This is a genomic window from Phormidesmis priestleyi ULC007 (genome assembly GCF_003003695.1).
In the GTDB taxonomy this organism is placed as follows: domain Bacteria; phylum Cyanobacteriota; class Cyanobacteriia; order Leptolyngbyales; family Leptolyngbyaceae; genus Phormidesmis_A; species Phormidesmis_A priestleyi_A.
Genome location: NZ_PVWG01000063.1, coordinates 1 through 20,957 on the forward strand (window position 1 = coordinate 1; position 20,957 = coordinate 20,957).

At 48.5% G+C, this 20,957-nt stretch carries 16 protein-coding genes, 3 pseudogenes and 1 riboswitch; of the genes and pseudogenes, 10 read left to right on the forward strand and 9 right to left on the reverse strand.

Annotation, left to right across the window (positions count from 1 at the left end; all coding sequences use genetic code 11):
- A pseudogene (locus C7B65_RS24600) lies at window positions 1–474 on the forward strand (transposase); the annotation flags it as partial.
- Between the two features lie 274 nt (window positions 475–748).
- Here the strand turns inward: C7B65_RS24600 and sat are convergent.
- Window positions 749–1,939 carry a sulfate adenylyltransferase gene (sat, locus tag C7B65_RS24605; RefSeq protein ID WP_073069687.1) on the reverse strand — a complete coding sequence of 397 codons (1,191 nt, stop codon included), beginning with the start codon at window positions 1,937–1,939 and terminating at the stop codon, window positions 749–751.
- Window positions 1,940–2,447: 508 nt separating this feature from the next.
- On the opposite strand from sat, the gene C7B65_RS24610 reads away from it, so the two are divergent.
- Window positions 2,448–3,332 carry a lysophospholipid acyltransferase family protein gene (locus C7B65_RS24610; RefSeq protein ID WP_073069688.1) on the forward strand — a complete coding sequence of 295 codons (885 nt, stop codon included), beginning with the start codon at window positions 2,448–2,450 and terminating at the stop codon, window positions 3,330–3,332.
- A 456-nt stretch (window positions 3,333–3,788) separates the two neighbouring features.
- Here the strand turns inward: C7B65_RS24610 and C7B65_RS24615 are convergent, their stop codons facing one another.
- A complete protein-coding gene (locus C7B65_RS24615; protein WP_073069689.1) occupies window positions 3,789–5,078 on the reverse strand; it encodes a hypothetical protein in 1,290 nt (429 codons plus the stop codon).
- A complete protein-coding gene (locus C7B65_RS24620) occupies window positions 5,075–8,062 on the reverse strand; it encodes an nSTAND1 domain-containing NTPase (RefSeq protein ID WP_083582706.1) in 2,988 nt (995 codons plus the stop codon). The genes C7B65_RS24615 and C7B65_RS24620 overlap by 4 nt, the downstream gene beginning before the upstream one ends.
- Window positions 8,063–8,262: 200 nt before the next feature.
- On the opposite strand from C7B65_RS24620, the gene C7B65_RS24625 reads away from it, so the two are divergent.
- From C7B65_RS24625 to C7B65_RS27520, 3 genes are all read left to right on the forward strand, one after another.
- Window positions 8,263–8,658, forward strand: a complete 396-nt coding sequence (locus tag C7B65_RS24625) for a CU044_2847 family protein (protein WP_073069691.1) — start codon at window positions 8,263–8,265, stop codon at window positions 8,656–8,658.
- Between the two features lie 71 nt (window positions 8,659–8,729).
- Window positions 8,730–9,251 (forward strand): hypothetical protein, encoded by a 522-nt coding sequence (locus C7B65_RS24630; RefSeq protein ID WP_073069692.1) that lies wholly within the window; start codon window positions 8,730–8,732, stop codon window positions 9,249–9,251.
- 18 nt (window positions 9,252–9,269) lie between these two features.
- Entirely contained in the window at window positions 9,270–9,449 is a 180-nt protein-coding gene (locus tag C7B65_RS27520) for a hypothetical protein (RefSeq protein WP_146135847.1), read from the forward strand.
- Window positions 9,450–9,495: 46 nt separating this feature from the next.
- Here the strand turns inward: C7B65_RS27520 and C7B65_RS24640 are convergent, their stop codons facing one another.
- Both C7B65_RS24640 and C7B65_RS28985 read right to left on the reverse strand, forming a co-directional pair.
- Entirely contained in the window at window positions 9,496–9,903 is a 408-nt protein-coding gene (locus C7B65_RS24640; protein WP_244913286.1) for a glycosyltransferase family protein, read from the reverse strand.
- 9 nt (window positions 9,904–9,912) lie between these two features.
- A pseudogene (locus tag C7B65_RS28985) lies at window positions 9,913–9,969 on the reverse strand (hypothetical protein); the annotation flags it as partial.
- Between the two features lie 97 nt (window positions 9,970–10,066).
- Between C7B65_RS28985 and C7B65_RS28990 the strand changes: the two are divergent.
- Both C7B65_RS28990 and C7B65_RS24645 read left to right on the forward strand, forming a co-directional pair.
- A pseudogene (locus C7B65_RS28990) lies at window positions 10,067–10,129 on the forward strand (hypothetical protein); the annotation flags it as partial.
- An 81-nt stretch (window positions 10,130–10,210) separates the two neighbouring features.
- The gene (locus C7B65_RS24645) at window positions 10,211–10,885 is read left to right on the forward strand and encodes a response regulator transcription factor (protein ID WP_073069813.1); all 675 of its coding nucleotides are present in this window, start codon (window positions 10,211–10,213) and stop codon (window positions 10,883–10,885) included.
- A 173-nt stretch (window positions 10,886–11,058) separates the two neighbouring features.
- Here the strand turns inward: C7B65_RS24645 and C7B65_RS24650 are convergent, their stop codons facing one another.
- Entirely contained in the window at window positions 11,059–12,447 is a 1,389-nt protein-coding gene (locus tag C7B65_RS24650) for a glycosyltransferase family 4 protein (protein ID WP_073069695.1), read from the reverse strand.
- 149 nt (window positions 12,448–12,596) lie between these two features.
- Window positions 12,597–13,682: a glycosyltransferase family 4 protein gene (locus C7B65_RS24655; RefSeq protein ID WP_073069696.1), complete on the reverse strand. Its 1,086-nt coding sequence runs from the start codon at window positions 13,680–13,682 to the stop codon at window positions 12,597–12,599.
- A 675-nt stretch (window positions 13,683–14,357) separates the two neighbouring features.
- Window positions 14,358–14,450, forward strand: a riboswitch (TPP riboswitch).
- Between the two features lie 8 nt (window positions 14,451–14,458).
- Between C7B65_RS24655 and thiC the strand changes: the two genes are divergently transcribed.
- The 3 genes from thiC to C7B65_RS24670 all read left to right on the forward strand — a co-directional run bounded on the left by thiC (window position 14,459) and on the right by C7B65_RS24670 (window position 16,603).
- Window positions 14,459–15,832: a phosphomethylpyrimidine synthase ThiC gene (gene thiC, locus C7B65_RS24660; protein WP_073069697.1), complete on the forward strand. Its 1,374-nt coding sequence runs from the start codon at window positions 14,459–14,461 to the stop codon at window positions 15,830–15,832.
- 83 nt (window positions 15,833–15,915) lie between these two features.
- Window positions 15,916–16,215 (forward strand): type II toxin-antitoxin system HigB family toxin, encoded by a 300-nt coding sequence (locus tag C7B65_RS24665; protein WP_083582690.1) that lies wholly within the window; start codon window positions 15,916–15,918, stop codon window positions 16,213–16,215.
- Window positions 16,199–16,603, forward strand: a complete 405-nt coding sequence (locus C7B65_RS24670; protein ID WP_083582692.1) for a helix-turn-helix domain-containing protein — start codon at window positions 16,199–16,201, stop codon at window positions 16,601–16,603. Before C7B65_RS24665 ends, C7B65_RS24670 begins: the two co-directional genes overlap by 17 nt.
- Window positions 16,604–16,838: 235 nt before the next feature.
- Here the strand turns inward: C7B65_RS24670 and C7B65_RS24675 are convergent, their stop codons facing one another.
- Together C7B65_RS24675 and C7B65_RS24680 are read right to left on the reverse strand one after the other, a co-directional pair.
- Window positions 16,839–17,426 (reverse strand): Uma2 family endonuclease, encoded by a 588-nt coding sequence (locus tag C7B65_RS24675; protein WP_073069698.1) that lies wholly within the window; start codon window positions 17,424–17,426, stop codon window positions 16,839–16,841.
- Between the two features lie 42 nt (window positions 17,427–17,468).
- The coding region (locus C7B65_RS24680; RefSeq protein ID WP_146135848.1) for a pre-peptidase C-terminal domain-containing protein at window positions 17,469–20,957 on the reverse strand (3,489 nt) is incomplete at its 5' end.

A 20,957-nucleotide genomic window follows, 5' to 3' on the forward strand; every position in this document is an offset into this window, starting at 1 on the left:
TTTGGCTTCAAACTGCATCTGATCATCAACGATCAAGGAGAACGCTTGGCGTTCAAACTCACTCACGCCCATACCGAACACCGCCAACCTGTGCCTGAGATGACCCAAGACTTAATTGCACAACTCTTGGGAGATCGCGGCTACATTAGCCAAAAATTGTTTGAAGAACTCTACGCAAGCTTCGCTACCCGCAGGGTTCGCGGTTTCCAACTAGTCACCCAATCCAAAAAGACTATGAAGCAGCGCTTGGTCAAATTGATGGATAAGATCTTGCTTCGCCAGCGGGCGCTGATGGAATCGGTCAACGCTCCACTGAAGAACGTTGGTCAGATCGAGCATTCCCGGCATCGCAGTTGCTGAAATTTTCTAGTCAACTTAGCAGCAGGACTGATCGCTTCCACTTATCAGCCCAAGTTGCCATCCTTAGATCTCAAACCCAAAGGGTTGCCTCCTCTGCCGCCTGCCATCTTTTAGGCCATCGAACTCACGTGATTTAGATGATTAAATTTTCCGCCATACCACCCAAAAGCGATTACCTTACCCATTTGTCTTCCCAAGGTTGACTCTGGATAAGAAGCATACACGAACTAATGCTTTTGGGGGTAGTGCTATTCAGGAAAGAATGTAAAAGAGGGAACGTTCCAGCGGGGAAAGAAGCAGCGCTAAAAAAGCAAGTGTTATGACGATCGCTACCAAACCTTATTTTTCTCCAGCCTTTCCAAAATACCCCTACCCATCCCTGATCTGTTTAAATTCCGTCTCCCCAAACGGGTGCTGGAATCTTCATCGCTTTGGCGAGTTCGGCAGCGACTTCGGGGCGAGAAAACTCTGGCGGCGGTAGCTCACCGCGACGCAACATCTCCCGAACTTTGGTGCCTGAGAGATGAACACGCTCTTCAGGCAAGCTAGGACTGGTTTTGGTGGTTGCCATACTCTCAGTGCGCTTGCAGTAGAAGGCGTGTTCAAACTTCATTGGCTTGATGCCTAACGCATCGGGGTCAAACTCATCAAAAATATGTTGAGCATCATAAGTGCCGTAATAGTCGCCAACTCCAGCATGATCGCGCCCGACGATGAAGTGAGTGCAGCCGTAGTTTTTGCGGATCAGGGCATGAAAGATAGCTTCACGCGGCCCGGCATAGCGCATTGCGGCTGGGTTGATGGCGAGAATGACGCGATCTTTGGGGAAGTAGTGTTCGAGCATGATTTCGTAGCAGCGCATGCGAATATCAGCCGAAATGTCATCGTCTTTGGTGACTCCGACGAGCGGATGCAGAAATAGCCCATCCACCGTTTCGAGCGCACATTTTTGAATGTATTCGTGAGCGCGGTGAATCGGGTTGCGAGTCTGGAACGCGACGATCGTCTTCCATCCTTTTTCTCTAAAAAGCGTGCGCGACTCGATCGGGTCAATCTGATAGGTCGGAAACTGCGGGTGAACATCTCGCTGAAGCATCCACACCGAACCCGCGAGATTAATCGCTCCCTGTTTGTAAACCACCGACACCCCCGGATGCTTTTCCTCATTGGTGCGGTAGACGTAAAGCGCCTCGTGAACTTTGTCGTAACGATATTTTTGAGTGAGTTCGAGCACTCCGATAAAGCGACCTCGACCATCATCTAGACGCACGAGACTGCCTTCTTTAAGCGGCTTGGCAACTGCTTCGGTGACGGGTAGCGTGATCGGAATCGACCAGGGCAACCCATTGACTAAGTGCATCTCATTGACCACCCGATCGTAATCTGCTTTTTCGAGAAAGCCTGTTAGCGGGCTAAAACCACCAATGGCGATCATCGCCAGATCAGAAGCCGCGCGTTCGTCAAGCTGCACTCTGGGCAAGTGGTCTGCTTTTGAGAGAAACTCTTCTTGTTGAGCAGGGTTGGCAATGCGATTAATCAGTTGCCCACCGTGAGGAGCAATGCTGTCTGGATGACTCATAAGTTGAAGGGTTTCGGATGTAGAAAAACCTCTCCTTTGTCTACGTGAAAAGGAGCCTTTATTGAGGGTAGCAGGATTAGGATCGAGAACGATATAAGTAGACAGACTTAGCGTCACTTCAATGAGTTCTTTCGCTTCGTTCTTTAGGGCTTCAGCCCCCCAGAATTGGGTAGGGTTAGGGCGGAGTATTTATGCAGGAATTCTAATCTTGAGCCTGCACGTTCTTCTAATCGTCAAAATACCCTTAGGATCGTGAATTAAATAACCTGTAAAACTGGTGAGCGTCTTCTGCCCCCATCTCTCCTCCCCAAGGAGAAGGAATGGGGATGAGGGTCTTCTATTTAATTTCACCTAGCTACTTAGCTGGAAAACTCTAATTTGAGGAAGGCAATCATGTCATTTAGTTTTTAGAATCTGGCGAACTGCGTCACTTAGAACAGCAGAGGGTTAGAGAATCTGTGCTGACCCTTTCGTTTTATAGTGAGTAGCTAACTCTCTGAAGGCTTTGATGACTAGGGACTGGAAGGGCACAAAGGTGAAGGAAAATCGGTTTGATGGCTGGTCACTAGAGGGACGAGACCCCCGGGTGATTCAAGCGCTCCTGCCGTTAGGAGACTGGCTCTATCGCCACTATTTTCGGGTGACGAGCGATGGCTGGCAGCATTTACCCCCATCGGGAAAGATGTTAATTGTCGGGTCTCACAATGGCGGCATGATCGCCCCCGACACCTTGATGTTTATGGTGGACTGGTTTCAGCGCTTTGGTGCAGAGCGATTAGTGTATGGGCTGATGCACCCCAACGTCTGGATGGTTCCTGGGTATGCCAAGCTGACGGTGCAGTTAGGCGCGATCCGAGCGCATCCTCACATGGCAACGGCTGCCCTGCAACGGGATGCAGCAGTCCTCGTCTATCCAGGCGGTGCTGAAGATTTGTGGCGACCGCACCACGATCGTCATCGCATTCACTTTGCAGGACGGAAAGGGTTTATTAAACTGGCACTGCGCGAAGGAGTGCCCATTTTTCCTGCGATTTCGCTCGGCGCTCACGAGACGCTGATCATTCTGGCGAATCTCTACCCGCAGTTACAACAACTGCATCAATGGGGAATGCCTTGGCTGTTAGGGATTGACCCGATCGTCTTTCCCATCTACCTAGGATTGCCGTGGGGGTTGGCGGTGGGCCCGTTGCCCAATGTTCCGTTCCCAGTGCAGATCCACACGCGGATTTGTACGCCGATCATATTCGAGCGATCTGGTCGGGCGGCGGCGAACGATCGCGCCTATGTCGATGCCTGCTATGAGCGAGTCTCTAGCCAGATGCAGCAGGAACTCGATCGACTCGTGCAGGGTCTAGACGGTCTCGATCCTGGTGGCGGTGCTCACGAAAGTTGATGCCTTAAATGCTGACAGAGCAGACGCTGCCTCTGGTGGTATCTACATCCTCTCATCCCTAATTTAACGTCAGTTCGGGTTAATCATTGCCTGCCTAGCGATTGAACCTGGTCTCCTGTGCAGCCTGCGATAGTTTGATCGTCCAATGCCGAGCGTCTCGCCCCCTAAATCCCCCATGCTGGGGGACTTGGAATGGGCACAATTTCTTGAACGCGGTCGATCTTTCTGCTTCAAAGTCCCCCAAGTTTGGGGGATTTAGGGGGCGAAGGGAACTGAAACGGAGCAGTAACTTATCCCGAACTCAGGTTAATTTAGCTGTACGCCTCTTTAAAAAATGGGACATTGTGGAAGCGCTCTAGGCGAAGGTTTCTGGGCGCGAATCTGCTTGCACTAACAGGGGGGTGCAGAATTCTGCATCCCCTTAGTTTTGAATCCCTGTAAATGCTATTCCCAATTTTAGTCAGAGTTGAGAGACTGCCGCAGAGCTTCTTGAAACTCTTTATTTTGAGCGGCAATTTCATTGATTACGTCTTCAGGAACATCCGCGTCAGAAACCGTTGGAGAAGTTTCTAGAAAAGATTGTACGATCGCAGAGTCAGAGAGTTCTCTAGCAGAGAAGCGCTGGAGCGGTTGGCGATTGGGGAAGTAGCGATCGCCATCATAACTTCCGCCCGCATAGCTGAATCCTTGAGAAACCGTTCTCCCGTCAGGATCTTCGGCTGATTTCACAATCACATCGCCGCGAATAGCATCAATCACTAATTGGCTCCCTGATCGCCGAAACTGAATCAGCGTGAGTTGATCTGTCGCCGGAGCCACAATCACCTCACCGGGCGCGTAAACATCAAACGTACAGGATTTTGCGCCGATCGCGTTCGCAGTCTCTTTGAGCTTGAGCAGCAGTGTCGAAGCAATCACCCAGCCATTTCCTCTCGCGTTGAACTTACGATTGTCATCACAGTCTAGCGATGCCATTAAGTCCCGGTCTGAAGCCTTCCACTCCCAGGTACTCACCACTGAGCAATCGTCGCCTGAACTGGTTTGCAGACAATCTTTCAGCGCTTTTTCACACGGGTCGCCCGATCCTAACAATCCCATACTGTCAGTAGAACGAACGCCCCAGCCTGTCCCGTTATCGCCGATCGCGCTGCAATACTGCACCCGCACTAGCCCCAGCAGAAGATCTGGCAATCGTTGAGCTTTGAGAACCTGCTTTGTGGCAATGATGGGAGCCTGAAGAGGTAAGAATGCTGTCCCTCCGCCTTGCCCTGCCCGAATGCGAACTCCCTGAGGCACACAGCCGCGATCGTCTCGGTTTTGGCTGGGTCGCCAGCCTAACAGCCCCTCGCCGCCTTTCAGAGTACAGGGGAAACGATAGCGGCTGTCGAGACTCTGCGATCGCACATAGGCGGTAGGCCCGATCAGGTGTTTGGACGTGACAGCAACGCCGCTCGGAGCCGAGATGCCGGTCAGCGTAGCATTAGAGGTTGTCCCTTTCGGAACAAAGAGATTCTCATGATAGTCTCGCAGTTGAGTGCGCCATGCCGCCGCCGATTCTGAGGTGCGTCCTCTTTCTAATAAGATGCTATTACCACTTGTACGGGTGACAAAGAAAGCTTTGGGAACTGCGGCATGGCTGGCGATCGCAGTCAACAAAACAGAAACTGGAATAGATATGCTGATCGTAAACGGAATCAGCGAAGAGACTAAAAGCCAATGCTGACGCGAATGCTTAGGTTGATTCATAAATTCCTCGCTTGTGATGGTTGCCGACAAGTTTTAATGCGCTCGATCGCAGAGTCGTAATCTGTATCAAAAATCCAGAAGGCAAGCGTTCTTTTCTCAAATTTGGGAATGGTAGCGCAATCGAGATTCTCGAATACAGCAAAGTTTGCACCATACCAGCCGCAGGCTTTGCCTTTTGCTTTGCGGGTTGCCTCTCGCCAAAGCCGATCTAGTTCTAAGAGGGTGTCACACGGCAGTTGCTCTCGTTCATCGATCGAGGTGAGTCTGCCATCTTGATTTAAGTCAGCACCCGCTCCAAACCTCCCCATGAGAATTTGGTAGGTCGTTCGTAAGGCTCCTGTATATTGGTTTTCAAAGTCTGTGAATTGCGTATTGGGCAGCCGTTCGCCAAAATTTTGGGTGTTTAGCTGTTGCTTTAGAGCGGGAAAACGATATTTCTCAATTAATTCTGCTAAAGATTTGTCTGATTCCGCAGCGATCGCTTGAGTGTTTAAAAGTTGTTTTAATTGAAGTTCCGATAGCGTTTTAGAATCTGTTTGTTTTTGCAGATTCAACAGTTTAATCGCGGTTTCTCGGAGTCTGCGGTAGTAAGCCAGCGCCAGCGAGATATCCGCTTCCTTTCCAGATTCGGCTTTGGCTTTCAGCGCCCGTGCCTCCTCGCGAAACGTGGGCAGAGCAGTGCTTAACTGCGAAATAGATTCTGGAACGTTTCCTGCTAGAAAGACTGCCGCCGTGGCTTCTTTTGCCCGTTGTTGTTGCCAGCCAAAGACTGCGGCGCTAATTGCAATCAGCGTGGGAAAGGCAATTCTGGCTGCGGTTTTCCACCGCTTGCGAACTTGTTCTTGTCGATGCAGGCGATCGCGCTCTGCCTGACTGAGTTGAATAAACTCCTGCGCCAAGCTAGACAGCGGCATGGTGTCTGCATAAACCTGAAGAAAGTTTTCTGCCTCAGCCAGCTTTGATCCCTGCAACAAATAGGCCAGTTCTACAGGCTTGCCTTGTTGCACCCAGTCTTCAGCCGCATCTTCGATGGTGCGTTTTTGTTTGAGGGCAAGCCGATTTTCTTCAATCCACTGACGCAAGCGCGACCAATAGCGAATCAGTGCTTCGTGGGCAACATCAATCACCTGCACGCGATTGCCTGCACTGCGTTCTACCAGTTCCGAAGTCACCACTAGCCGTTCTGTAGACAGTCGCTGAATCACGCGATCGATCAACAATTCTGACTGCTTTGACGTGATTAAATCTCGTTTCAAGACCTGTCTGCGCGTGTCTTCGGTGCCTTCTCCTAGCTGCGTCAGTTCTAGAAAGATGCGTCGAGCCGTTTCTTGTTCCTGGGGGGATAGTGAAGCGTAAACTTCGTCTGCCCGTTGTTGTAGTGTGCCGCGAACGCCACCCATTCGATTGTAGGCTGCCAATGTGAGCCAGTTGACCGATCGTCGCTTCCACAATTCAGTCAAGGTGTATTGCAGCAGCGGTAAGCTTCCTGGAGAACTCTCGACATCCAGAATCATCTGGGTTACAAGCTCTGCCTCAATGTCTAAATTGACTTGCTTCGCAGGTTCCACGATCGCCTGGGCGAGTTCTTCGCGATTCATCGGCTTGACTGCCACCAGGTTGTTCTCGATGTGTTGCGCGAGTTGTGGATATTGCAGACATTTGCTAAAGAAATCTGCGCGAAGCGTGATCACTAGACAAAGCTTCTTCCCAAGCTGCTGAATGGCTCCCAGCAGTCCCTCAAAAAACTGCTGTCGCTCCGTCTCATCTCGGCAGAGGGTAAAGCATTCTTCAAACTGATCAATCACCAACACTACGCGATCGCTTTCACAGGCAGCAATCAGTTGAGCAAAACCGACGGCTCCTGAGTCGATCAAAGCCTGTGCTTTGTGTAGTTGATCTGCCCGATCGATCGCAGACAATCCCGGTTCTAGAAATGCCTCTGCCAAACTTTGGCGAGGTTTGTCACCGGGTCTGATTACATAAACCGTCCATAAGTGGCTACCAGAAATTCGCTGACCGAGTTTTAGTTGATGCAATAACCCGGCTCGAACCACCGAAGATTTACCACTGCCAGACGCGCCCACCACTGCCACAAACGAGCGATCGCGCACTCTTTCCAGCAGCACATCCGTGAGTGCAGTGCGTCCATAAAAGAACCGGGCATCTTGATCAGTACGATCGAAATAAGCCAACCCCCGATAGGGACATTCATCCCCGGTTGCTTCTGAAACGCGGTCACTCACCTGCCCGGTCAAAATAATTTTGTTGCCGAAGTTGGCAAACAAAGGACGCTGACTGGCAGATTTGAGAGCTTGATTGACTTGCTCAGTCAGCGTAAAGTTTGTGACCAAACCATCTGAACGGTGCTGAGGATCGAGCGCTTGCAGCAATGCACCCGTCAAAACGCCATGACTGCCAGCCGTTTCTTCGTAGGCGACTTCATACTCTCGCGAGGCAGCAATAAAACAGCGATCGTGCTGTTCTAAACTACCGGGGTCTGCCTCTTCCAGGTTTTCTTTAAAGTTGAGCAGTTCGCCACTGTAGCAGCAGTCTAACCAAATAATTTGTTGCCGAATCGGACTTTCTTGCAGTAGTTCGCGCAGCCACTTCAGGCGTAACCCCCACTGATTCGCGTTGGGACTCACATCACTCGTTGCCAGAAAGCCTTCTTGAATGCCCCGGTCTTTGCGTAACCCATGCCCTGAGAAGTAGAACAGAGCCGTTTCAGGAATGTGGTTTCCGGTCGGCTTAAAGAGTTGAACGAGTGCCTCTTCGAGTTGAGTCAGGGTGACTTTGGTTTTGCGTCCAACTCGTGTCGCCTGTGTTTCTGGACGGATGACTTCGGGAAGTCGCCGGACTCGAAACCCACCGGATTGCGTCAAGCATTGTGCGATCGCTTCTGCATCTTCAGCCGGAGCTTTCAGATTGCTAAGTTGTTCGCAATCATAGAGATTAATTCCAACAACAAGCGCATCCCGACCCATGACAACCATGAACGTAGGAACAGTTTATATTTGCATTGTAAGCAGTATTTTTGATGCTTACGCTCACCCTTTCAGGTACTATTACCATCAGCAAACACGCTCTCGATTCCTCCATCAGGAATGGCTTGACGAAACTTAACTTTCTCAGTCAGCATAGGCGTAAATCGGGAGACCCACAAATTTTAAGCCTTACAAAATAAATGACTAAACTAACCCCCATTAGACTCGACGACGACACCGTAATTTATATCGAAACGACCGAAGATGCGATCGCGACGATTGTTCGACCGGGTTCAGCAGAAGAGGAAGAAGTTCCTGTCACACGGGGTTTCCCCTCGGTTGTTGAAACTCAAAAACAGGCGATTCAGAACTTTCAAGCGATCGAAGGAACCATTCGCGCTTATACGACCTACACGCTCAGAGCTTTTAGAAACTTAGCAGTGGCTAACGTTGATAAAGTCACGCTGAGATTTGGCATTGAACTAGGTGGCGAAGCGGGAATTCCCTATGTCACAAAAGGCACTGCTAAGAGCAATTTAAATATTGAAGTTGAGTGTTCCTTTCCTGAACATAAGTCTGGGGAAAGACCCGTTTAGCTAATTCAATCTCTACATTATCCGCTTGTCTTAGATTTTTTGCGGCACTACCCTTTAGTCTGCCTACAGCAATGAAGCCTCGAATCCTAACCTGGTTAGCAATTAGTGCTGCATTCCTCACTCTCACCAGTTGCACTGAGGAAAATGGGATTGTGCCGCAAACTCGCTGTAATAACGCAATCGCGATCGCGACTCAAACCTGGGAAGTGGACTATTACATCAGCAAAACCAGTGGTGGTTTGAATAGTCGTCGGACTCACTCGTTTCAAAGCAATACATTGACCAACGTGAATGGGGAAAAACCTGCGAGTGCGGTTTCTGGTTCAGATGATGAGGGTATTTGGTGGGCTACCTTGCCTCCTCGTCCGACTGCTGATGAGGTCGATCAGCACCGCGACATTCAAGAACATAATGACCCGCCCACTTTACAACGATCGGTTGATTATCAACTTCGTTGTGGGGCTAAGACACTGTTGACGGACGCTCTAACTTATCGGGAGGTCAGCAGAGCGGTTCGCTCAGGACAAGTGGCGAGAGTGAGCTACTTCGGAAATCGGGCGCTAAAGGTTGAAGCCAAGGAGAGCGATCAGTAAGAGAATGTGCCCAGCCGAATGAACCAAATTCCCAAACTAACCATTAGCACAGCCACGATCGCACCCACCCATCGGGGAATGCCCGCGATCGGTAACACCCACCACCATACCGATACGACACGCGTCATTCCACTCCGTGACTCCCGCTTTTCTGATGACTTCATCAATGCTTTAACGTCGCTGTTGTTGGTATCTTGAACCTGCCGAGATGCCGTCCCCCACATCTACCGAAATGGAGCCTGTTCTAGTGAATTAGATTGAAATACCGATCTAAATGCAGGGTTGTACACCAATCCGATGGTACGATGCAATCATCTTCGAGTAGCGTAATAATTTCACCCTGACTTTGCTGAATGCCCAACGACCGCCGTTTTGGAACAGTTGCGCCCTGTGGAGCAGTAATCCAATGCAGGGTTTGAAAGCGATCGGGTAATGTCTCAAACCCTGCTGGATAAGTTTGCCAATCTCGCCCGACCAACACTTTTACTTGATCTTGTAATGTCTGTTGACTCAGAGCGATCAAGCAGCGCTCTAGAAGTGTTGGCAACTGCTGTTCATACAGTTGTTGGATGTAGGGTTCTTGCCAACTGAGGGGCACTCCCAGAAGCATACGAGTTCCGGTGATGGCTTGTCCAACAAATAGCAGTGCCATAACACTACTGATGATAATGTGAACCATCCGCCAATGCTGTGTGCGATCTTTGTAGATGCTTTGCACGATCGACAGTGAAAAAATCAGCAGCGCGGAAGCGGCATTTCTGCATCCCAGCCAGCATTAGTCTTTGAACCGTTTTATCGAACTGAATCCCTCGCGGGTGCGCTCGACTGGGGGAACTGGGTTAGGACTGGCGATCACGAAAGCATTAGCAGAACGAATGAGTGGTATCATTACTGTAGAATCTCATCCTGGCGAAGGCAGCACGTTTTACGTTAACCCTTCCAGCAATCGGAACCCGATCATGAGCGCTCACATTTTATTAGTTGAAGATGAAGTGAAACTCGCTCGGTTTGTTGAACTGGAACTGGTCAGCGAAGGCTATACCGTGAGCGTGGCACACGACGGTATGACGGGTTTAACGCTTGCCCGCGAAGCGACACTCGACCTGGCCATTTTAGACTGGATGCTGCCGGGTTTGTCAGGCTTAGAACTGTGTCGGCGGCTGCGATCGACGGGAAGCAAAGTCCCGGTGATTTTGCTGACGGCACGAGATGAAGTCAACGATCGTGTCGCCGGACTCGATGCTGGAGCCGATGATTATGTGGTCAAACCGTTTAGCATTGAAGAACTGTTAGCCAGAATCCGCGCTCATCTGCGTCGCGTTCAAGAAGGCGATGAAGAGGCTCTACAGTTCAACACGTTAAGACTGAATCGGAAAACTCGCGAAGTTTATCGGGGTACTCGGTCGATCGATCTCACCGCCAAAGAATTTGACTTGTTAGAGTATCTTTTGAGGCATCCGCGTCAAGTGTTTACTCGCGACCAGATTCTCGAAAACGTCTGGGGATATGATTTTATGGGCGATTCTAATATTATTGAAGTCTACATTCGCTACTTGCGACTGAAGTTAGAAGAGAACCAAGAGTCCCGGTTACTGCATACAATACGCGGAGTTGGCTACACTCTGCGCGATTAATATTGATTGAATCTGCGTTTTATTAACCCAGCAACCACAGCAACACGCTGAGTTCTGAAAAAGTAGACGAGATTTTCAGGCGCAAAATTGCAGGGGAGCTTTGAACAAAAAAAGGGAGGCAGTTTAGAACAGAGATTCTGCAAAGTGCCTCCACAAAAGTTACGAAGTCAACGTTATGAAACTTGAGTCAGTGCTTTTGCCGGAACCACGATCGCACCAGACAAATCACTCGATCGCACAGGCACTAACATTTCATGCGCGATCGATTGTGCCAACAACCGCCGATAGAGATCACTTAACTGCGCCGCTACGCCCGACCAGCTAAAGTTTTGCTGCACCCGCTCAGATGCCCGGAGCCTCAGCTTGGTCGCCCACAAGTCATCACCGAGAATGCGATCGATCGCCTCTGCAAACGCATCCGTATCTTGAGGTGGAACTAATAATCCGGTTTCTTCGGGGACGATCGAGAACTTTAAGCCTCCGACCGCAGACGCGACGACTGGAGTTCCGCACGCCATTGACTCGATCGCCACCAATCCAAATGGCTCATAGTGACTGGGAATCACACATACATCTGCCGCCGTGTAATAGAGCGGGAGACGATCGTGTCCAACACGCCCTACAAAAGTTGTTCGTTTTGATAATCCCAACTCTTGTACGATACCTTCAATTCGGTTGCGTTCGTCGCCGTCTGCTTGGGTTGAATCGCTGCCTCCTACAATCACTAAACGAACGTCAGCAGGATTTTCTTTAAGCTGGGTACAGGCACGAACCAGAGTTTCAATTCCCTTACGCGGATCAAAGCGTCCGACATAGAGAACAATCTTTTCATCGGGTTGAAATCCTAGCTGCGATCGCGCCTCCGATTTTGGCATCACATGGAAGTTTTCGATGTCAGTTCCACACGGAATCACTTCAATGTGTCCTTGGCTAGAAACCAGACTGCGAAGAGCTTCCTGCTCTTGGGGACTGGTCGCCACAATGCAGTTTGCTTGCTCTAGAATCTGTTGTTCAACGTCTAAGCGAGTGTTGGCGATCGCCGGACGGTTCGGAACAGCCTGATACTTAATCGCACCTAATGAGTGATAGGTGTTTACAAGCTGAACATTATGGGTTTTCTGCACTTCCAAACCCACCCAAGCAGACATCCAATAATTGGTGTGGATTAATGGATAGTGATGCTTTGCTTGATATTTTTGAAACGCATTGACGAATGCTGGCATGAATTCAAACAAGCGATCGCGCGGAATGAATTCTGTGGGGCCCGCCGTTAGGCGAATGGTGCGACAGTGCGGAGAATGTTGCACGATCGTGGCATCATCGGCTCTCGTCTTGCGAGTAAACATATCGACTTGCCAGCCCAACTTTGCTAGCGCTTCACCCACTTGACGCACATAGACATTTTGTCCGCCTGCTGCTTCTTTGCCAATGTCTGCGGCAGGATCGCCATGATCGGAAATTAGCGCGATCGCTTGCCGATCAGGAGCTTTGGAACGCGCCGAAATAAAGGGATCAGGAAAAGTGGAACTTGACGCATTTTGCTTGTCGCTTAAAAGCACCATAATTTTCACCTCATAAACCAGTGGTTAGCCACGATCAACGAGTGACTAATCGACCCATCGAAAACGGACTATTAGAAACAGGCGACTAACCACCACAACTACAAACTGACGGACAACAGGCACAAAAAAAGTGGAACGTTTTGATCCACTTAGTTGATGTTGCTGGCTGTTAGCAAACTAGGCACACGACCGTTTTTACTCGTCAATTTTCCTGTCAGAATCTGACGATAAGCAGCTTCATAACCGTTGGTCATTTTCTGAACGCTAAACTCATCAATCACACGCTGACGACAAGCTGCCCGATCGATCTCATCAATGCGATTCAGCGCTGCAATGCACTCATCCACGGTGTCACACAAGAAACCCGTCTCGCCGTGAGCAATCACTTCAGGAGCCGAGCCGAGCCGCATCCCGATCACGGGGGTTCCAGCTGCCATTGATTCCACCATCACCAACCCAAATGGTTCTCGCCAGGTGATCGGGAATAGTGTCGCGATCGCACTCCCCATTAATGTGTTTTTCTGAACGTGGTTCGCCTCACCCAAATATTGAATTTGCTTGCCGTCAATATGCGGTGCAAGCTCTTGCTCATAGAACTTACGATCGACAATATCGATCTTTCCTGCCATTTTTAGGTTCCAGCCTGTGCGCTTGGCAATCTCGATCGCCAGATGAGGCCCTTTATCAGGAGACAACCGACCCAGAAAAGCGAGATAGGGCGACTCATCAGGCTGGGCATAAAACTTATAGCTGTCAACATCAATGCCGTTATAGACCGTAGAGACGCAGTTCAGCCCCAGTTTTGCTTCTCTCTGGGCGTTTGAAATGCTCACAAATGGCTGCTGACGCGATCGCCAAAACATCTTCTCGTTGTCGGGGGTGAACACGCCATGTAGCGTGTGAATGGTCGGCGTTTTAACAAATTTTGCATAGGGCAACGCCGCGCAGCCCATATGAGAATGGATGATGTCAAAATCTTCTGCCTGATCATAGACCTGGCTAAGTTGAAGCATTTCGTAAATCGAATACTCCTTCACAGTCGGATCTTGGCGCAGGGCACGACTATGAACTGATTCAAGATTCGCTAAACTGAGCGAGTCACCAGAAGCAAATAGTGTCACCTCATGTCCGCGTCGTACCAGTTCATCGGTCAACAAACTAACGACCAGTTCAATGCCGCCATAGGCTGGGGGAGGAACTCTTTCCCACAAAGGGGCGACTTGAGCAATCCGCATATAAACCTCCTACAAAAATCAAACTAGATTTGGAAAGCCTTGATTTCAGATCTGATTGGTTGACAAGTAATTTTTAAAACGACTTATTCCCAAAGGGAGTTAAGTCAGGTTTACTGGAAAATTTAACATTTGCCAAGGCGGTGATTTCGACTTGACAAGTGCAGACGACTACACTTGTTGTATGTGTAGTACGAAGATCTGCGGAAGCTGGGTAAGTAGAAATACTTAAAAGCAGTCGGATGCGATCGCAGTTCTGCAACCCGCGTTTAGAGGGTAGAGTCAAATCCTCATACATCGCTCTATGACGCTAAAGCAAGATCGCCAAGCGCTCAAAAATGAAGCGATTTGAGGCGCTGCGAAAGTATTCTAAAACACTTAATCTAGGTCGATCGCAAGAACTTATTGCATTTCTGAGCAATTGTTCTTTTTTGTACATAAAATAAATTATTTTTTATTGCGAATTTATTCAATTAGGATTGGCTCACCGAGTAATCCTATAGAGAGTTTACAGATTTTGCAAGTCGATCGCAGGGAATTTAAGGCTTTTTTCTAAAGACTTTCTGATCTTTCTGGATCGTCTCCTCTCGCTCCTCAAACTCTCTAAATCTAGACAGCAGCCAATTGTCAGTTTTTTAGGGTCTGCCCCTTGACTCAAACCAAGGATGATAGAATTAGCACTCAAGCTAGGGGTGCCCAATTGGGCTGAGAACAAACCCTTAGAACCTGAGACTGGGTAATGCCAGCGAAGGGAAGCTGTTTATCTTGAGGAATCGAATATGCGGACAGACTGGATCGCGAAGCGAAGCGGGCACAAAAACGTGTCTCAGATGCACTACGCCCGTCAAAGCATCATCACCGAAGAGATGCACTATGTGGCTCAGCGGGAAAACCTCCCAGCCGAGCTAATTAGAGCCGAAGTGGCACGGGGTCGGATGATTATTCCTGCGAATATTAATCACCCTAATCTAGAACCGATGGCGATCGGCATTGCTTCTCGCTGCAAAGTCAACGCTAACATTGGCGCGTCACCTAATTCATCAAATTTAGATGAAGAAGTCGATAAGCTCAGGTTGGCGGTGAAGTATGGCGCAGATACCCTGATGGATCTGTCTACCGGGGGCGGAAATCTAGATGAGATGCGGATAGCAATTATTAAAGCTTCGCCAATTCCGATCGGCACGGTTCCGATCTATCAGGCGTTAGAAAGTGTTCACGGCAACATCGAGACGTTGACCCCAGACGACTTTCTTCACATCATTGAAAAACACGCCCAGCAAGGCGTTGACTATCAAACCATTCACGCGGGGATTTTGATCGAGCATCTCCCCCTCGTCAAAAATCGCCTGACCGGAATTGTGTCTCGTGGCGGCGGCATTCTGGCTCGTTGGATGCTGGCACATCACAAGCAAAATCCGCTTTACACGCACTTCAACGACATCATTGAGATCTTCAAACGCTATGATGTCTCGTTTAGCTTGGGCGATTCGCTGCGTCCTGGTTGCCAACACGATGCCTCTGATACTGCCCAGCTAGCCGAACTCAAAACCCTCGGACAACTCACCCGCAAAGCCTGGGAACACGACATTCAGGTGATGGTTGAAGGGCCGGGGCACGTCCCGATGGATCAGATTGAGTTCAACGTGCGTAAACAGATGGAAGAGTGTTCTGAAGCGCCCTTCTATGTGTTGGGGCCACTGGTGACGGATATTGCGCCGGGATATGACCACATCACGTCAGCGATCGGGGCAGCAATGGCAGGCTGGTATGGCACGGCAATGCTCTGCTATGTCACGCCCAAAGAGCACCTCGGCTTACCCAACGCTGAAGACGTTCGCAATGGCTTGATTGCTTATAAGATTGCGGCTCATGCGGCAGATATTGCGCGTCACCGTCCGGGCGCACGCGATCGCGATGATGAACTCTCGAAAGCTCGCTATAACTTTGACTGGAACAAACAGTTTGAGTTGTCGCTCGACCCCGATCGCGCGAAGGAATATCACGACGAAACGCTTCCCGCTGATATTTATAAGACGGCTGAGTTTTGCTCGATGTGTGGCCCTAAGTTTTGCCCGATGCAAACTAAAGTCGATGCCGATGCGATTACAGAACTGGAGAAGTTTTTGGCGAAAGAGCCTGTAGCGCAGAGTTAGGACAGTTTCTCAGTGGCTAAAAAGCCTGTTTCCTGAGTGGGGACAGGCTTCTTTATTGATTTTCTATTGCTCTCTGATTTGATATGCACGTAATCAGCTACCGATGTTTACGCGACTATGGCGAACGACACGCCGACTGCAATGAAGCTTTAGATAACTGGTTTAGAATTGCTAGTAAAGCTGACTGGTCTAACTTAGTCGAGGTTCAAGCCGTTTTTCCACAAGCTGAAGCAGTTGGTAACTTCACGGTTTTCAATATTAAAGGAAATAAATATCGCTTGATAGTGAGCATCGATTACGAAGGGCAATTGATATACATCAAATATATTCTCACTCACGCAGAATACGACAAGGAGAAATGGAAAAATGACCCTTATTTTTAATCCAGATAAATATGCAAATTTGCTGTCTCAGTATCAGCCGAGATTAATTAGAACTGAGGAGGAAAACAACAAAGCTTTGGCGATCGTAGAAGAATTAATGCACCGTCCAAATCGCAGCCTAGAAGAGAATGAGCTTTATGCGTTGCTGATCACGCTAATTGAGAAATTTGAACAGGACTATTACTCACCTGGTAAGGCTTCTAATCCTCGCTCTCTGCTGCTCTTTTTAATGGAGCAACGCAACCTCAAACAATCAGATTTGGTAGATGTGATGGGTTCTGAGGAAGTTGTTTTAGAAGCGATCGCTGGCAGCCGAGAAATCAATCAAGCTCAAGCAAAAGCTTTAGGCGGATTCTTTCAAGTTGATCCGAGTTTGTTTTTGACTTAAGGATAGATGATTTTAGAATTAGGCTAATTGGTATTCAATCAAACTGATGCGATCGCTTTCTTGCAAGGCTAAAAATTCTTGATGCAGAATGAAATTTCTCACTCTGAAGTCAGGATTCTGACCCAACAAAGATATCCCTCACCTTGACTCGAACTTGGGATATTACACTACAAACGATCGGATCTTCCACTGCATACACTGCTTCTTCACTGCTTCTTCGTAGAGTCCTCTCGCCTCACATCCCTCGAATCACCTGTGTAAACTCATTCACCGCATCATACTGGTCAGCCATTCGTGAATACTGTGCCAACACCACCAAATCTAAATCAGGCAGCAAAGAACTTTGGGCAACCCTTTCGTAGCCATTTTCTTGAAGGCAATAGGCTGAAATTGTGCCGTCTTCCCAGAACCAAACTTCAGGGACTTTTAAGCGTTTGTAGATTTCTAGCTTGCTAATTCCGCCACTGGTAACGGTGATTTCTAATACTAAGTCGGGGATAGGCTTTTTAGTGCCCAAACTGTACGACTCATCCGGTTCTCGTCTTGCGCCATCTTTCCGCTTGCCGAGAGTAGTGCTTCCCCGAATATAAAACCGAATTCCTCGCTCTCGCATAAAAGCTTCTATCAAGCGACTGACGGTACATTTGGGTTCTTCGTGTTCTTCAAAAAACGGAGCCGTGATTTCTAAAAATCCATCCAGGTAGATTAAGCGTGCGCCTGTGCCTTCTAGCTCTACGTCTAGTCTTTCGAGAGCATCCCAAGTGAGGTTGTAGAGAAGGACGGAATTTTGGCGAGTTGGTTTTTCGAGAACTGGAGAATTCATAGGTCGATCGCTCTAAACCTGGATGTGATTATTTTAGGCGCTTTAGCCAAGCCCGATCGCGGCAACTAAGCTCGATGTCCCCAACAGATTAACAGCAGTGCCAGAACAAATAGGACACATACAAGCGGCTGGCGACATTGGGGGTTGTACTTGGGAAGTTGAGGCAACGGTTGCAGTCAGTCCACTCGCAGCAGCGACTATATCTAGAGAAGCATTAGGAGCTGTGATCGCAGCAGGAACCGCCACGGCTTGCCAACTACCTGAACTGCTATAGGTATAGTAAGTGTCCCCAACAAGCAGCTTCATTGAGCCATTAGCACCATAGTAGTTTTGCAGTCGGATAGAACCAGAACCTAGCCCGATCGTCAAGTCGCTTCCGCTGACCGCAGTGGTCAGATTAGACAAGTTAAATCCTGCAAGCTCTAGACTATCGGCAGCACTGCTAGAATCAATCACATCATCTCCCGTAAACGTGCCAAACGTATAGCCTTTAAAGACATTGCTTGCAGTGTTGGCGATAATGTAATCATTGCCACAGGAAGTAATGAGATTTTCGATCATAGTGCCCTCAGCGATCGTGGTGCCAAAGTTAGACGTGGCGGATTGCGAACCCTGGGGAATTCCATCGGTCGGCTGACTATCCTGACCATAGTCATAATAAGTTGACCCATTGTAAGAAGATTGAGTGGTTAAAATGCCACCTGGATTGAGGTCAAACCGATAGCTTGACCCACCAGACAACCCAGAAAAATCTAAGGTGTCTACCCCACCAGCATCCCAAATGCTCTGCTTTAACTCAGTGGTAGTGCTGCCAAAAAACTGATTTGCAACGCCATAACCATAGACCGTGTTAAACGTGTAGGTGGTCGCGTCGGCGTTTTGATTTCTTGCCCCATAGAGATACTGCAACGCCCGAATATCATAACTCATGGGCGTAATGGCTTTACTGCCATGATATTGTGTGTCACTCGTGCCATTGTTATAAGTCATCACAGTGTTGGTCGTGTTATCTTCAGTTGGTGATAAGAAAGGTGCTTCTGTAGTGCCCCCTCCAACGTTGTAATTTCCGGGGTGTTTTAAGCCAAGCGTATGCAGCGTTTCATGAATCAGTGACATATAGCCATAGGTTCCTGCACTTCCTTCAAAACTTGTGGCTCGATTAGGGTTGAGATGAATATCACCCCCACTATTAGAGCCTGGATAGTAGCCATAGGCATAAAAGCCGTAGGCAGCATCGTTGGAGTTTGCCTTACCGTCAGAATACATATAGCGGATGACTCCACAACTTGTTGCCGTATCGGCCACTTCGACAAACCGGACGTTGATAAACGACTCGATCGACGACAAAATCGCCCGCACATTATTCTTAATGGTAGTGCTGATCTCCGAAACGATCTCGCGACCCGTGTAACCAGACGCATTAGCGTAAAAACTGTAGGTAATCACCCCACCATTCACGCTCGTATTCCAATAAGCGCGGTTTGCGTTCAAGAGGGCATCGATCAAGGGATTGCCAGATGCTGCACCATAATTTACTACAGGGTCTTTGACCACATTGGTGATGGACACCTCCTTAGAATCGCTGCCTATGCCTCGGTTGGCGTTGTTGCTCTCATTTGCCTCGCTGACTGCATTGAGCGAATCAACAATCATGCCAATGTGGTAGCTATTAGTGCCATCTTTAACCCAGAAGCCATCAGCAGATCCAGGTAGATAGAGCGTCTTGCTGATTGTTGCCGTTAGCGTGTTGGCGGCTATCGTGTCTAGATCACAGATTGCGAGGAGACGATCGTCTGTTGTCATCGTGGTGTCTTTCGAGAGATAGAACGCCACCCGGAAAGGTCGAGCATCAGCACCCGTGTTTTGAATCTTGAAATTAGCCGTCAGGCTGTCTCCTGTGGTGAACGAGACTTGGGCAATATCAAAGAAAGAGCCAAACAACTCCGGTTGAGCATCAAACTCCAAACTGTCTTGCCCAAAATCGGTTTGAGAAGAGATTAGACTGTTGCCATAGTCATATTCGCTGCCTAACAAGTTTGTGCCCGATGCTTTCCCTTGATTGAAGTAATAGGGAGTATAAGTCTTTTGACTATTGTCAATATCGTAGTATCGATCGACAAAGACTTTGCCGACATCAGTAGCAATTCCTTCTCGACTGGATTTTGTGATGGAATAGTTGCCGTTTGAGCCGATGTCGTTATTGTTTGGATTCGAGTCCAAAAGGCTTCCAACTGTGTAAGTTCCCGGTTGAGCATAAACCCATCCACTATAGTAGTCAGCCGTGTTGTCTTTCCCGTTATAGTAGTAGATGAAGTTATATTTAGAGTAGCTAATGTCATAGACCCATTTGTCTAATCCAAAGTCGTTATCGCTACTGTTTGAGTTGCCAATAAAATCGTATTCACTGCCTAGATAGTTTGTGCCTGAAGTTTTTCCCTGTCCAAAATAGACGGGTGTGTAAGAGGTAGAGTTCTCGCTGTTGTAGTACTTGTCTACAAACACCTTACCCAGATCGGCAATATTTTCAGCCGCGATCGCTGACTTAATCAGATATTTGCCAGCGTAACCCGTCTCATTGTTCCCAATCACTGCATCAAAAAGTTGACCCGCGCTATAAGTATCAGCATAAGCATAGACATGTCCTGTATAGTAGTCTTTACAGTTGTTACTCCCGTTGTAGTAGTAGGTAAATTCGTATTGGTAGATAGGCAGGGCAGCCGACAAATTAAGTGTGTAGCTTGTGATGTCGCTTCCATTTAAGCTAAGCCGAACATAGTAAGTGCCCGCAGATAATAACCCACTGCTAATAGATTCTGCTGAGTTGCCAGCGATCGCAGAAGTTTGAATTACCGCACCACTGCTGTTAAGAAGCTGTAGATCAACATTTGCGCTAAGACCATTCAACGTCAGGCTTAAACTACTGTTTGCAGACAGTGTAAATTGGTAATCATCCTCAAGATCATTAGCACTGCCTAGCGATTCTCGGAAGGTGGCATTTTTATCCAGCGTTCCGATGTTAAAAGCATTTGCGATCGTGTCTCCGACTACATCATTGATCAGCTTTTGTTCAAATTGCTTGCCAACCCCTTCTATCCTCCAGTTTGGGTCAGCAACTTTGGTAAGAAAAACCGCCGACTCAATGACGTTATTGTTCATCAGCCAAACTGCGTTTTCACCAGTGACATAATTTCGCCAAATGACATCAGTCTGCCCATCCTGATTGAAGTCAGCAACTCCTTCTATATTCCAATCTGTACCAGGAACTTTGGTGAGAAAAACCGCCGACTCAATGACGTTATTGTTTATCAGCCAAACTGCGTTTTCACCAGTGACATAATTTCGCCAAATGACATCAGTCTGCCCATCCTGATTGAAGTCAGCAACTCCTTCTATATTCCAATCTGTGCCAGGAACTTTGGTGAGAAAAACCGCCGACTCAATGACGTTATTGTTTATCAGCCAAACTGCGTTTTCACCAGTGACATAATTTCGCCAAATGACATCAGCCTGCCCATCGTGATTGAAGTCAGC